General features: G+C 49.1%; 14 protein-coding genes. 13 read left to right on the top strand and 1 reads right to left on the bottom strand.

Going from position 1 to position 14,415, the window contains the following annotated elements; all coding sequences use genetic code 11:
- Positions 1 to 34: 34 nt before the first annotated feature.
- From murC to msbA, 9 genes are all read left to right on the top strand, one after another.
- Positions 35 to 1,429 (top strand): UDP-N-acetylmuramate--L-alanine ligase, encoded by a 1,395-nt coding sequence (murC, locus tag NT239_11180; protein ID XGA70338.1) that lies wholly within the window; start codon positions 35 to 37, stop codon positions 1,427 to 1,429.
- Positions 1,426 to 2,343: a D-alanine--D-alanine ligase gene (locus NT239_11185; GenBank protein XGA70339.1), complete on the top strand. Its 918-nt coding sequence runs from the start codon at positions 1,426 to 1,428 to the stop codon at positions 2,341 to 2,343. The genes murC and NT239_11185 overlap by 4 nt, the downstream gene beginning before the upstream one ends.
- Positions 2,344 to 2,347: 4 nt before the next feature.
- Entirely contained in the window at positions 2,348 to 3,124 is a 777-nt protein-coding gene (locus NT239_11190) for an FtsQ-type POTRA domain-containing protein (GenBank protein XGA70340.1), read from the top strand.
- 89 nt (positions 3,125 to 3,213) lie between these two features.
- Positions 3,214 to 4,446 carry a cell division protein FtsA gene (ftsA, locus tag NT239_11195; protein ID XGA70341.1) on the top strand — a complete coding sequence of 411 codons (1,233 nt, stop codon included), beginning with the start codon at positions 3,214 to 3,216 and terminating at the stop codon, positions 4,444 to 4,446.
- A gap of 44 nt (positions 4,447 to 4,490) precedes the next feature.
- Entirely contained in the window at positions 4,491 to 5,666 is a 1,176-nt protein-coding gene (gene ftsZ / locus NT239_11200; GenBank protein ID XGA70342.1) for a cell division protein FtsZ, read from the top strand.
- Positions 5,667 to 5,775: 109 nt separating this feature from the next.
- Positions 5,776 to 6,690, top strand: coding sequence for a UDP-3-O-acyl-N-acetylglucosamine deacetylase (gene lpxC, locus NT239_11205; GenBank protein XGA70343.1), 915 nt, complete (start codon positions 5,776 to 5,778; stop codon positions 6,688 to 6,690).
- A gap of 108 nt (positions 6,691 to 6,798) precedes the next feature.
- Positions 6,799 to 6,984 (top strand): hypothetical protein, encoded by a 186-nt coding sequence (locus tag NT239_11210; protein ID XGA70344.1) that lies wholly within the window; start codon positions 6,799 to 6,801, stop codon positions 6,982 to 6,984.
- Positions 6,985 to 6,989: 5 nt separating this feature from the next.
- Complete coding sequence (locus NT239_11215) at positions 6,990 to 7,718, top strand: 16S rRNA (uracil(1498)-N(3))-methyltransferase (protein ID XGA70345.1); 729 nt, start codon at positions 6,990 to 6,992, stop codon at positions 7,716 to 7,718.
- 75 nt (positions 7,719 to 7,793) lie between these two features.
- Entirely contained in the window at positions 7,794 to 9,566 is a 1,773-nt protein-coding gene (gene msbA, locus NT239_11220; GenBank protein XGA70346.1) for a lipid A export permease/ATP-binding protein MsbA, read from the top strand.
- A gap of 32 nt (positions 9,567 to 9,598) precedes the next feature.
- On the opposite strand, the gene NT239_11225 is transcribed toward msbA, so the two are convergent.
- Positions 9,599 to 10,363 carry a glycosyltransferase family 2 protein gene (locus NT239_11225; protein XGA70347.1) on the bottom strand — a complete coding sequence of 255 codons (765 nt, stop codon included), beginning with the start codon at positions 10,361 to 10,363 and terminating at the stop codon, positions 9,599 to 9,601.
- A gap of 76 nt (positions 10,364 to 10,439) precedes the next feature.
- On the opposite strand from NT239_11225, the gene NT239_11230 reads away from it, so the two are divergent.
- The 4 genes from NT239_11230 to metW all read left to right on the top strand — a co-directional run bounded on the left by NT239_11230 (position 10,440) and on the right by metW (position 14,368).
- Entirely contained in the window at positions 10,440 to 11,300 is an 861-nt protein-coding gene (locus NT239_11230; GenBank protein XGA70348.1) for a glycosyltransferase, read from the top strand.
- A 16-nt stretch (positions 11,301 to 11,316) separates the two neighbouring features.
- Entirely contained in the window at positions 11,317 to 12,552 is a 1,236-nt protein-coding gene (locus tag NT239_11235) for an O-antigen ligase family protein (GenBank protein ID XGA70349.1), read from the top strand.
- Positions 12,553 to 12,632: 80 nt separating this feature from the next.
- On the top strand, positions 12,633 to 13,766 hold the full coding sequence (locus tag NT239_11240) for a homoserine O-acetyltransferase (protein XGA70350.1): 1,134 nt from the start codon (positions 12,633 to 12,635) through the stop codon (positions 13,764 to 13,766).
- Entirely contained in the window at positions 13,766 to 14,368 is a 603-nt protein-coding gene (gene metW, locus NT239_11245) for a methionine biosynthesis protein MetW (GenBank protein ID XGA70351.1), read from the top strand. The genes NT239_11240 and metW overlap by 1 nt, the downstream gene beginning before the upstream one ends.
- Positions 14,369 to 14,415: the final 47 nt, after the last annotated feature.

Raw genomic sequence — 14,415 nt, forward strand, 5'->3', positions numbered from 1 at the left:
ATATGTGCTCTCTGGTTTAATACCCTTGGCAAATATGAAGCATAAAGTAAAACGCATTCATTTCGTCGGTATCGGCGGCGTTGGCATGAGCGGGATTGCTGAAGTACTGCTTAACCTTGGTTTTGAGGTGAGTGGCTCCGACTTGGGCGCGAACGCGACAACACAGCGCCTGAGTGCTGCGGGTGCAATCGTTCATCAAGGCCATGCGGCTGAATTTGTGGCCAATGCCGATGTCGTCGTGATTTCCAGTGCAGTGAAAGATGACAACCCTGAAGTTATCGAGGCGCACGCACGGCAAATTCCCGTGGTGCCACGTGCGATGATGCTGGCCGAGCTGATGCGTTTGAAACAAGGGATTGCGATTGCCGGCACACATGGCAAAACAACGACAACGAGCTTGAGCGCCAGCGTGCTCGAAGCTGCAGGTTTAGACCCCACTTTTGTGATTGGCGGCAAATTGCATGCCGCAGGCTCGAATGCGCGCTTAGGGCAGGGGGACTTTTTGGTCGCCGAGGCGGATGAAAGTGATGCATCGTTCTTGTTGTTGACCCCGGTGATTTCAGTGGTTACCAATATCGATGCCGATCATATGGATACCTATGGGCATGATTTTGAAAAATTAAAGCAAGCGTTCATCGACTTTTTACACCATCTGCCGTTTTATGGTCGCGCGATTTTATGTGTGGATGATCCGCATGTGCGCTCAATTCTGCCCAAAGTGAAAAGCCCAATCACGACCTACGGGGTGTCTGAAGATGCCATGCTGCGTGCTGAAAATATCTTCGCAGCCAATGGCCAGATGAAATTTGATGCGGTTTGGAAAAACGGTGAAACGCGTCGTTTGGCTGTGACGCTGAATATGCCTGGTATGCACAATGTGCTGAATGCCTTGGCGGCCATTGCGATTGGCTTGGAAGTTGGCGCGGATGAGGCGGCCATCGTGGCAGCCTTGGAAAGTTTCCAAGGCGTTGGCCGTCGTTTCCAACGATATGGCGAAGTGACTCTACCAGAAGGTGGTCAGATTACGGTGGTTGATGACTATGGCCATCATCCAGTTGAAATGGCGGCTACCTTGGCTGCAGCCCGCGGCGCTTTTCCAGGTCGTCGTTTAATGCTGGCCTTCCAGCCGCATCGCTATACACGTACTCGCGATTGTTTTGAAGATTTTGTCAAAGTGCTCAACACCGTTGATGGCTTATTGCTGGCAGAAGTTTACGCAGCGGGTGAAGCGCCAATTGTTGCGGCAAACGGCCGAGCTTTGGTACGTGCCGTTCGTGTTGCTGGCAAAGTGGAACCGATTTTTGTGGAAAATATTGCCGATATGCCTGCGGCAATATTTGCCGCGGCGAAAGATGGCGATGTGATTGTCACAATGGGTGCTGGCTCAATCGGCAATGTACCAAAACAACTGTGCGAGCGTGCAGCATGAAAGAATTTGGAAAAGTGGCAGTGATCATGGGCGGGTCTTCCGCTGAGCGTGAAGTATCGCTGATGAGTGGTGCCGGTGTATTGGCGGCATTGCAAAGCAAGGGCGTTGATGCTCATGCATTTGATCCGGCCGAACAATCACTGATTGCCTTGAAAGAAGAAGGTTTTGATCGTGCATTTTTGATTTTGCACGGTCGCGGTGGTGAAGACGGCACAATTCAGGGCGCGTTGGAATTTATGGGGGTGCCTTATACCGGTTGTGGTGTGATGGCATCCGCGATTGCAATGGACAAATGGCGCACCAAATTACTATGGGAAGCCGCGGGTTTGCCCGTGCCGGAATACCGGATTATCGATAGCGCGGCCGAATTGGCGCAGGCTGCTGATGAGTTGGGCTTGCCGCTGTTTGTGAAACCCGCTAGCGAAGGCTCTAGCGTTGGCGTGGTGAAATTAAAATCGCTGGCTGATATTGAAGCCGCTTGGGCTGAGGTCTCTCGCCATAATTCGGTGGTGCTGGCCGAGCGTAATATTGGTGGCGGTGAATATACATGTGCAGTATTGGATGGCAAAGCGCTGCCAAGCGTGCGGATTATTCCGCAAACCGAATTTTACGATTACGAAGCCAAATATTTCCGCGATGACACCGAATATCGCTGCCCTGCAGGTTTGAGTGATGACAAAGAAAGCTTGGCACGCTCGCTAGCCGAGAAAGCTTACCGTGTGTTAGGGGCGTCAGGTTGGGCACGCATCGATTTTCTGACGGATGATGATGGCACAATTTATTTGCTTGAAGCGAACACTGCGCCAGGCATGACCAGTCATAGCTTATTTCCAATGGCCGCTCGTGAGTCAGGCCTATCCTACGAAGATTTGGTCGTTAAAATTTTAGCCGCCACTTTGAAAGAGGCTAATTGAGACGATGTGGGATAAGCCGCAATTATTAATATGGATTGCCAATCTTTTGACTGGCCTTGCCATTCTATTGCTGTTTTATTCCCTATTGTTTTTAACCGTGCATTCACCCTTATTTCCGGTAAAACGGATCAAAGTTGATGGTGAGCTACGGCATATTACGCGCGAGCAATTGCAGTATGTAATTAAGAATGAATTGAAAGGCACTTTTTTTACGCTGGATTTAAATAAAACTCGGCAAGATTTTGAAAAATTGCCTTGGGTTCGGCGAGTTGAAGTACGTCGTCGCTGGCCAGATCGCTTGGAAGTGAATATTGAAGAGCATCGTGCCGTGGCGCGTTGGGGGTCAAGCGCACTGTTGAATCAATATGGCGAGCAATTTGATGCAGCAAGTAATGATGCATTGCCAGTATTAGAGGGCCCTGAAGGAACAGAGAGAGTCATGGTTGAAGGTTTAATGCGTTTGAGCGAAGTAACAAGCACATTAAATAAAAAGCCAACGCAGTTGTGGCTTTCGGAACGCCGGGCTTGGCGGTTTGAATTGGATAAACAGTTGATTGTTGAGGTAGGGCGGGAAGATCCAATTGGGCGGGTTGAGCGTTTCGTGAAAGCGTACCCAAACTCTTTGGCGCTGCTACAACAACCATTTGAATATATTGATTTACGGTATCCAAATGGATTTGCGGTGCGTTTGCCGGATTATGTGCCAGCGCCCCCTCCTAAATTGGATGCGGAAGGTCGACCGATTGTCGTAAAACCAAAAGCACTTAAAGCTTCGGCATGATTTATGCTTTTGGTTTAAAAGAGCAATTAAAATATTTGGTTGGCCAATTTTTTTAAAGTTAATTCTCAAGTTTAGTAAAGAGGCAGTCAGTGACTAGGGACGCAAAAAATCTCATCGTTGGGCTAGATATCGGAACGTCAAAAGTCGTTGCGGTGGTTGCTGACGTAACCGAGGACGGCTCGCTCAATGTTGTCGGCATGGGCTCGGCATCTTCAAAAGGCTTAAAGCGCGGTGTTGTTGTCGATATCGAAAAAACGGTTGGCGCAATTCAAGCCGCTTTAGGCGAAGCCGAATTAATGGCTGATTGCAAAATTAGTGAGGTTTATACCGGTATTGCTGGAAGCCATATTAAAAGCCTGAATTCGCATGGCATGGTGGCAATTAAAGATAAAGAAGTTACGCAAGCGGATATTGATCGAGTTATTGAGACGGCAAGTGCAGTTAATATTCCCGCCGATCATCAAGTGCTGCATATTTTATCGCAAGAATATGTGATTGATGGCCAAGAAGATGTGAAAGAGCCATTAGGCATGTCGGGCGTTCGGTTAGAAGTGCGCGTACATATTGTTTCTGGTGCTGTTTCTGCAGTGCAAAACATTACAAAATGTGTGCGCCGTTGTGGTTTAGAAATTGCCGAAGTGGTATTGCAGCCATTGGCCAGCGCGCACGCAGTATTAACCGATGATGAGCGTGATTTAGGCGTTTGTTTAGTGGATATTGGTGGCGGTACGACTGATATGGCGGTCTTTATTAATGGTGCAATTCGCCATACTGCGGTAATTCCAATTGCCGGTGACCAAATTACCAATGACATTGCAATGGCATTACGCACGCCAACAGGTGAGGCAGAAAATATTAAAATTCAGCATGGCGTAGCATTGCGTCATATGACCGATCCGCAAACGATGATTGAAGTGCCTGGTGTTGGCGAGCGCGGTGCACGCCAAATGTCTCGTCATACGTTGGCCGAAGTAATTGAGCCTCGCGTTGAAGAATTATATAGCTTTGTTCAAGCTGAATTACGCCGCGTTAATTTAGAAGACCGTTTATCTAGCGGTATTGTTATTACGGGCGGTGCCTCATTAATGCCAGGAATGACAGAATTGGCAGAGGAAATTTTCCATATGCCAGTTCGTCTAGGTTTGCCACGTTATGTGGGTGGATTAGCCGAGGTAGTTAAAAACCCGCGCTATTCAACTGCGGTGGGTTTGTTGATTGTCGCACGTCAGCAAATGCAAAAAATTCCAGGCCAAAGAGGAAAAGAAGGCTCAATTGGAGACATTTTTGGAAGAATGAAGTCTTGGTTTCAAAATAACTTTTGAAATTTTCGGGTAAGCGGTAAAATCGGGTAATAGGAGAGAAAACTATGGCATTAACTATCGAAGTTCCAGAGGTATCACACCACGTCAATATCAAAGTAATTGGTGTGGGTGGTGCAGGTTGCAATGCAATCAATAATATGATCGAACACCATATGCAAGGTGTTGATTTTATTTCTTCTAATACCGATGCTCAGGTATTGAAATTATCTAAAGCTGATAATGTGGTTCAGTTGGGCGCTGAATTAACTAAAGGCTTTGGTGCTGGTTGTAATCCCGATATTGGCCGTCAAGCGGCTGAAGAAGATCGCGAACATATCGCCGAATTAATTTCAGGCGCAGATTTATTATTTATCACTGCTGGTATGGGCGGTGGTACCGGTACTGGTGCAGCTCCTGTGATTGCCCAAGTGGCGCGCGAGAAAGGCATTTTGACCGTTGGTGTGGTCACTAAGCCAGGCTTGGATGAGGGTGGCCGTCAAAAAGTCGCTCAAGCGGGTATTGATGAGTTGTCACGTTACGTTGATTCATTGATTGTGGTTTCAAATCAAAAGCTTGAAGAAGTGTTGGGTGATGATGTCACCATCGACGAAGCCTTCCGGGCAGCTGATGATGTGCTGCGAAATGCGGTGGGTTCGATCGTTGAAATCATTCACTACCCAGGCTTGATCAACGTTGACTTTGCTGACGTTCGCACTGTGATGCGCGAAATGGGTATGGCAATGATGGGTTCTGCTAATGCTTCTGGCCCAGATCGTGCAATCCGCGCTACTGAAGAAGCAATTCGCTGCCCATTGCTAGACAACATTAGCTTTAAAGGTGCACGTGGTGTGTTGGTGAATTTCTCAACTGCGCCAGGCAAGCTGAAAAAATCAGAAACCCGCCAAGCTTTGGAAATCATCGAAGCGCATGTTGCCGAAGGCGCCTTGGTGAAACACGGTGTTGTGTACGATCCAGAATTGGCCGAAGACGAAATTCGCGTGACTTTGGTGGCAACCGGTTTAGGTGGCGGCAAAGACATGAATAAGCCGCAATTGTCGGTAGTAAGTAGCCAAACGCTGAAAACTGGCACTGACAATATGGGCTATGACGACGCTTTGGATACGCCTGCTATTTGGCGTAACAACCGCCGCGGTGCTGCGCCTGAAGCAGCAACGACTCGCCCAGCGATGTCGAATATTGATATGGACATTCCAGCCTTTTTGCGCCGCCAAGCAGATTAATCGCTGCTAAATAAACGGCGCCTATTGGCTCGATTGCTATGATTCATCCAGCGTACGACCCAACGCTGGTAGAATTATTGTAATTTAGCTGTGATAAGGCAGGAATGGCATGTTTTTACAACGCACCTTGAAAAGCACAATCCGTGCGACTGGTGTTGGTTTGCACTCGGGCGAAAAAGTGACCCTCACTTTACGCCCTGCCGCAGCCGACCATGGGATTGTGTTTCAACGCTCTGATTTACCCGAGTCAAAGCCATTCAAGGTCGGGCCTGATTTGGTGAACGACACGCGCCTCTCCTCAACGCTCGTCCAAGACGGCGTGCGTGTCGGCACCATTGAGCATCTGATGTCGGCGTTTGCTGGCCTTGGCATCGACAATGTATTGGTCGATGTTGATGCGCCAGAAATGCCGATTATGGATGGTTCTGCTGCGCCGTTTATCTACCTGCTACAAAGTGCAGGCATCCGTGAACTCAATAGACCCAAGCAATTTGTCCGTGTACTGAAACCGATTGAGGTGCACGATGGCGACAAGTGGGTGAAATTTGAGCCTCACGATGGTTACAAAGTCGCGCTGACGATAGATTTTCAGCATCCTGCGTTTAAAAAATCAGCCCAAAAAATCGAAATCGATTTCGCCAATACCAACTACGTTAGCGAGATCGCGCGTGCGCGTACCTTTGGTTTTATCCACGAAGTGGAATACCTGCGTGCCAACGGCTTAGCACGCGGTGGCAATATGGATAATGCCGTGGTAATTGATGAGTTCCGTGTCTTGAACGAAGGCGGCTTGCGCTTTGAGGACGAGTTCGTACGGCATAAAATCCTCGATGCGATCGGTGATCTGTATATTTTGGGTTACCCGCTGATTGCCTCGTTCTCTGGCTATAAATCGGGCCACGCGATGAATAATAAGCTGCTGCGCGCCATGCTGGCCGACCGCGATAGCTACGAAATCGTCAGCTTTAGCGATGACGATCATGTTCCTTCATCGTTTCACGATCTACCGCCGCTGAGTATCTAGCATGTTAAAGCAAGCGCTCTCCCGCCTCGTTGTCTCGCCTTGGTGTACTACTTGTACTATCTGCGGCTTCGACGTCTCACGTGATCGCGTTTGGCCGAGGGTTTAGGCATGTTTGCCCTGCTGCGTATTCTGGTATTGGTGGCCATCGTCATCATTGTCTACGCCGGGTTTCGCTATGTGCGCGAACGTGAGCCGCGCTGGCTGCGCTTGATTCGCACCGTATTGCTGTTTGTCCTCTCTATCGGCGTCATTTTTGGCGTTGGGCTCTTTATTGAGCGTTTGACCTTAGGCTAATGAATATGGCTTTACCGCGTTTTTATGTTGATCAGGCTTTGGGCCTTGGTCTTGAGTTCGATTTGCCTGAAGGCGTGGCGCGCCATGTGCAAGTGGTGCGTATGCAGCCCGATGAAACGATTACGCTGTTTAATGGCCAAGGTGGCGAGTATCAAGCGGTAATTAGCGCCATGGGCAAAAAAACGGTCAGCGTGCGTGTTGAGTCGTTTGCCGATATCAATCGTGAATCGCCACTGCATTTAACCTTGGTGCAAGCGGTGTCGGCGTCCGATCGCATGGATTACACGGTGCAAAAAGCTGCCGAGTTGGGCGTTACGGTATTTCAGCCGGTCATCTCGCAATATTGCCAGCAACGCTATAGCGGCGAGCGTGCCGAAAAACGTATTGCGCATTGGCAAGGTATTGCCGCCAGCGCCGCCGAGCAATGCGGGCGCACTCGTTTGATGGAAATTCGCCCCATCATCACTTATGCGCAATTTCTAGCGCAAAGCAATGACAGCGAATTAAAACTGTTAATGTGCCCAACAGGCGCCATTCACCACTCCGCTTTGCCAGTAGCCGTAAAATCAGCGACGGTACTGGTTGGCCCAGAAGGGGGGTATTCGCCTGAGGAAGACAATCAGGCTATTTCCTGTGGCTATACGTCATTGATTCTTGGCCCGCGTATTTTCCGTACCGAAACGGTTGCACCAGTCATTGCAGGTCTTTTGCAGCAACGCTACGGCGATTTTTAATCTCCAATTTGGTGATTCGCGTGGCATGGTAATGTTGCGCCGCGATCTTCCTCATGAAAACGGTATAATCGCGCCATGACTACTGCTGCCAATACCCCGCACTCGATGAATACCAAAGCGCTTTATCGCCGCCTGCTTGGGCATTTTCGCCCGTATCTATGGGTGATTATCGCGACGATTATCTGTATGGCCTTGGCCTCTGCGTCCGAGGCGTTGCTCACTTTACTGCTCAAGCCCTTAATCGACCAAAATTTGGCTGGTGCGTCGGCCTTGGCGAAAAATGCCGCGTGGATTGTGCCGGCGCAATTGTTTGGTTTGGCGGTGATGCGCTTTGTCGGCAATTTTGGCAATGACTACGGCAATGCGTGGCTGGCGCAGCGCGTAATGCGCGATTTTCGTGAAAAAATCTACGCCAAATTGATGCGCCTGCCGACGCCTTATTACGACAAAACCTCAACCGGCGTTTTGCTGTCGCGCGTCACCTACGATGTAACGCAGGTGATGGAGGCGGGCACGTCAACGCTAACCGGTTTGGTGCGCGATGGCGTCGCGGTGATTGGTTTTCTGGCGGTGATGTTTTATTCGAGCTGGCAATTAACCTTATTCTGCTTGGTTTTGCTGCCGATTGTTGCGGTTAGCATTCGCGTCGTCGCGAAACGCCAGCGCCGTCTGGCGCGCGAAACTCAGGACAAAATGGGCGAGATGAATTCGCGCCTCGATGAATCCTTGTCGGGCCAGCGCATCGTGAAAGTATTTGGCGGCCAAGACGTTGAAGTGCGCCGCTTTGGCGAAGTGAATAATCGCGTGATGCGTCTCGGCATCAAGCAAGGCCTGATGGTCGCGATTAACTCGGGCACGATTGTGTTATTGATCGGCATGACGATCTCGGTGGTGCTGTATTTCGCCAGTTTGCAAGCGCAAGCCGGCCAGCTTAGCGCCGGCTCGTTTATGTCGTTTATCGCGGCGATGGTCGCAATTCAGGGCCCAGTGCGTAATCTCACCAAAATTAACGAGCGTCTGCACCGCGGTTTAGCTGCCGCCGAGTCGATTTTTGCTCTGCTCGATGAAATTGAAGAGCCCGATCACGGCCAGCATCGCGTGGCGCGTGCGCAAGGCGCGCTGCAAATTCAGGCGCTGCGCTTTAGTTATCAGCCTGATCATAAACCGGCGCTCGATGGCATTGATCTCAACATCCAGCCGGGGCAAACGGTGGCGCTGGTGGGGCAATCGGGCAGTGGTAAAACCACGCTGGCCAATTTGGTGCCGCGTTTTTATGACGCTAACGACGGGAAAATTCTACTCGATGACGTGCCGCTAGCTGATTATCAACTGACTAATCTGCGTGAGCAAATCGCATTAGTTGCGCAAGATATGGTGCTGTTCAACGACACCGTCACCGCGAATATCGCCTATGGCACGAAAGGCGAGGTTGATATGGCGCGCGTGCGTGCCGCGGCCCAAGCCGCGCATGCGCTGGAATTTATCGAAAAAATGCCGAATGGCTTTGACGAGCTTTTGGGCGAAAACGGTGGTCGTCTTTCCGGCGGGCAACGCCAGCGCCTTGCGATTGCACGCGCGATTTATAAAGACGCGCCCGTGCTGATTTTGGACGAAGCCACCAGCGCGCTGGATACCGAATCCGAGCGTAAAGTGCAAGACGCGCTCGATCAATTGATGCAAGGTCGAACGACTTTGGTGATTGCGCACCGCCTGTCGACGATCGAAAAAGCGGACCGCATTGTGGTGATGCAAGCAGGCCGAATCGTCGAAAGCGGCACGCATGCCGAGTTGTTGGCGAAGCACGGCGTATACGCGCAAATGCACGCCGTGCAATTTGGTGAAGTCTAATTCGGCATAGGGTATTGCGCTGAGGGCTAGAATTAATCTTGCTTTTGACTAGATACCCTATGCAGATGATCGAGCTTGATAAAGCGATAAAAAGTCGTTTCGGCATTCATCAGCGAAATTAAGAATCCCGCACGGCCATCTAAAAAGCCGCGCTTGAGGATATAGGTGCGCAAAAAAGCCCACAAGCCGCGCAAGATGGCGGTGCTTAAACTAGCGCGCTTTCCTTTGGCAAAACGTTGCGCCGCGCCGGCGCTGGAATAGGCGTTAATCTTGGCGAGCACGGTTTCAAAATCGTCATACGAGTAATGCAGTAATTCACCCGCTAGCTCGGCCGCGGGCTGCGCGTGCAGCAATTTTTCATGCACCAAATCGTCGGAATACTGCGCTGAGCCACGTTTAAATAAACGCGCAACCCAATCCTTATTCCAGCCGCTGTGCTCAATCCATCGCCCACAAAAAGCAGAGCGGCGTTGGATTTGGTACACATCTGTCGTGGGGTTCGCGATCGCCTGTTTGATCGCGTCAGCCAATTGTTCGCTGACGATTTCATCGGCGTCCAATGCCAAAATCCAATCCGTTTCCATCGCGGCCAGAGCGCGATTTTTTTGCGGCCCAAAGCCAGGCCAATCCGCTGTTTGGATGATCTGTGCGTTCAATTTGGTCGCAATATCGAGCGTGCCATCACTACTGCCCGAATCGACGACGACGATCTGATCCGCCCATGCTACCGCCATTAAACATTGCTCAAGATGGGCTTGAGCATTTTTGGTAATAATGGCGATACCGAGTGTGGGCATGGAAATCTCTGTGCTTGCAAATGAGGCTGTTATAATCAGGGTTTACTAAATTTGATGCAAGCGATCTGGGGCTGTAATGAAGGTTAGCGGTTTTACTTTTTTGCGTAATGGCACGATGCTTGGTTACCCCTACGTCGAAAGTTTAAAGAGTTTATTACTGGTTTGTGATGAAGTGATTGTGGCCGTTGGCGCCAGCGAAGACGACACGCTGGAGCAAGTCAAAGCGATTAATGACCCACGTATTCGCATCATCGAAACGGTGTGGAACGAAGGGATGGAGCAGCGCGGTTATGTGTATGCGCAGCAAAAGATGATTGCGCAATTTAACTGTACTGGCGACTGGGCTTTTTATTTAGAAGGCGATGAAGTGATCCATGAAGATGATGCCCCAAAAATACGGGCAGCAATGGAACAGCACTTACATAATCCACTTGTTGAAGCCATCGCATTTGACTATCACCATTTTTATGGCTGCCCAGACTTGGTTGCCAAAAGCCCCGCATGGTATCGCCAAGCGCCGCGTATTATTCGCAATACTATCCGATCTTGGGCTCCCGATGGCTTATTTTGGGTGGTGATGGATAAAAACAAAAAAGGCCGTTATCCACGTGCAGCCTTAGCAGGTTGCCCAATTTATCATTACGGACACGTGCGTTCCGCAGCCAAAATGCAGGAAAAAAATCGCCAAGTTGCAAAATATTGGAGCCATGCCCCCAAGGAGCATGATTATTCGCGGATTGATGCGTCAATCTTGCAGCCATTTACTGGGACACATCCGCAACTTGTAACGCAGTGGTTGCAAGATTATGCTGAAACAAGTTTTATACCCAATGTTCAATATCAATTGAGCCCTCGAGAGAGAAAGCATCGTTTGCTGATGAAAATTGAGCGTTTGTTAAAGAGAGATTTAACAAAAAAACATTTCTCATTAGCATGATCGTGGTGAAAGCATAATGTCTTCTTTTAAGCAGCGTTTTCGTGAATCTTCCTGGGTGTATCTAATCGCTGGGGTGTTGTTTTTATTTCCAGCGCTGATTTTGTTAAGGGCGGGTAGTTATAATTACACTGCTGGTGTGTTGTTAATTATTTCGATTTCGTATTGCATTGTTTTTCGACATAAGATTGGATTCAATAAAGAAGACGGTCTTTTTTTTACTTTTATTTTTAGCTATCCATTGATCTTATTAATTGCGGTACTTGTGAGTAATGGCCGCTGGAGTGCGCTGGATTATCCATGGAGGGCGATGGCATTAATTCCTATTGTTCTGATGCTAACACAGCTGAAGTATGACGGCCGTTTTCAAAGATTTTGGATCGGTGGTTGGATTTTTGGCTGCGTTGCAGCGGGTTCCATGGCAGCATATCTAGTATTTTGGCAAGGCTGGCTTCGGGTTGGTAGCCAAATTACAAATGAAATTCCGTATGGGCAAATCGCTGCCATTATGGCGTTGGGCAGTTTGCTATTTATTTCTAATTCGAAAAAGATCTTATTGCGATTCATCTGCTTTTTAGCTGCGGGCTTTGCTATTTTTTCTCTTGCCGTTTCAGGCACTCGAGGGGCATGGTTAGGATTTGTGGCAGGTTTATTGCTGTGTGGTATGTTGGCTATTCGTTGGAATTGGCGCCGATTTCTATTGCTTGCGCTGATAGTTGGTTTGGCAGTCTTCTATTTAAATAGTTTGACAATCGTTCAAGTTAGATTGGAAGGGTTTAAGAACGAGATAACTGCTTATCAAGCGGGAAATACAGCTACATCGTTAGGGGTAAGAGCAGATCTGTGGCATTTGAGTTTTGAATTGGCAAAACAGCAGCCATTCTTTGGCGTTGGACCTGGAAATTTTAAAACTGCCATAGCCCCAAAAATTGTAGATAAACCATACCTTACAGAGTTTTCTCACGCGCATAGTCAATATTTTGATACTTTGGTAAATTCTGGTTTTGTCGGTTTGGCCGTCTTATTGTTGTCTTTTCTAGGGCCACTATATCTGTTTGTAGCTAGGTTTAAACGGAGTGTTGGCTGGAATAAAGTTTTTGCATTGCAAGGCTGTGGGCTTATCGTCTGCACGATGGTGTCTGCATTAACCCAACCGTTATATGCGCATAATATTAGTGTTATTTTTTATCTTATTTGTTTAGCGGTCTTCTGGAGTTTTTCAGGTCTCAAGCAGCCGAATGAAGCGGTTGCCTGAAAATAAAACTGGCCTGATTTAAAGTTCAATTTGATTGTTTGTGTTTAAGAAGTGCTTTTGCCGCTAAAGGGCCGCATTTTATGTCTAATGGCAGTGTTGGGATTGTTGTCCCACAAAGAATTATTTTTGACGAACCGATTCATTTATCATCTGGCGCTGTTTTACCTCTCTATGAATTGATGGTTGAAACTTATGGCGAGCTTAACGCTGATAAATCAAATGCAATTTTGATTTGTCACGCGCTTTCAGGCCACCATCATATTGCTGGTAAACATGCCGAAACCGATAAGGCCGCGGGCTGGTGGGACAATATGGTGGGGCCGGGTAAGCCGATTGATACGAATAAATTTTTCGTCATTGGTCTCAATAACCTTGGCGGTTGCCATGGCTCGACGGGTCCATCGAGCATCAATCTGGAAACTGGCGCACCGTATGGCTCGAGTTTTCCGGTGGTGCTGGTACGCGATTGGGTGGAAACTCAGGCGCGTTTGGCTGATCGCTTGGGGATTCAGCAATTTGCCGCGATTATTGGCGGTAGCTTGGGCGGTATGCAGGCGCTGCGCTGGTCAATTACCTACCCAGAGCGCGTGCGCCATGCCTTGGTGATTGCATCGGCACCGAAACTGACTGCGCAGAATATTGCGTTTAACGATGTGGCGCGCCAAGCGATTATTACCGACCCCGAATTTCACGGTGGCGACTTTTACCAGCATGGCGTCGTACCGCGCCGTGGCCTGCGTTTAGCGCGGATGTTGGGGCATATTACGTATTTGTCTGATGATGGCATGGGCGAGAAGTTTGGCCGTATGTTGCGCAGCGGCGAATACAAATATGGCTTTGACGTTGAATTCGAGATCGAATCCTACTTGCGCTATCAAGGCGATAAATTCTCGACGATGTTCGACGCCAATACCTATTTGCTGATGACCAAGGCGCTCGATTATTTCGACCCTGCGCGTCATTACGGCGGTTCGCTCGCCGAGGCGATGCGTCAGGCGCAGGCGAAATTCCTCGTCGTGTCGTTCACTTCCGATTGGCGTTTTGCGCCATCGCGTTCACGCGAGATTGTGAAGGCGCTGCTCGACGCTGATCGCTGCGTATCGTACGCCGAAATCGAGTCGCAGCACGGCCACGATGCTTTCCTGATGGAGGATGCGCCCTATATGGCGGTGATGCGCGCTTATTTGAATAATGTGGCGAAGGAGATCGCGTAATGGCTAATCACAACACCCTCCGCCCCGATTTAAAACACATTGCGGATCAAATTAAACCCAGCTCACGCGTGCTTGACTTGGGCTGCGCCGACGGCGAATTGCTCGCCTGGCTGCAAGCTAATAAACAGGTGCGTGGTATTGGCGTTGATATGGACGTGATGTCGATTGTCGCCAGCGTGGAAAAAGGTTTGAATGTGATTCAGGCCGATATGGAAAGCGGCCTGCAAAATTTTGAAGACGGCAGTTTTGATTATGTGGTGCTGTCGCTGACGATTCAGGCGATGCACAATATCGAGCTCATCCTGCAGGAAATGCTGCGCGTTGGCAAAGTCGGCATCGTCACATTCCCGAACTTTGGCTTCTGGGAAAACCGCTGGCAAATCCTGATTGGCCGTATGCCGGTGTCGGAGACGATTCCGTACGAATGGTATAACACGCCGAATATTCACTTCTGCACGGTCAATGATTTCGACAAATTGCTGACTAAAATGGGCATGAAAGTCGATAAACAAGTCGTGCTGCATCAAGGTGAGACGGTCGACTTTTTGCCGAATCTGTTTGGCAGTTTGGCGCTGGTGCAATTTAGCGCCTGCGCAAAGTAAGCTAAATACCTAGTTGATGTATTGCCGTGTGGCCCATAATCTATAAG

The sequence above is a fragment of the Chitinibacter sp. SCUT-21 genome (assembly GCA_041874755.1).
Lineage (GTDB): Bacteria > Pseudomonadota > Gammaproteobacteria > Burkholderiales > Chitinibacteraceae > Chitinibacter.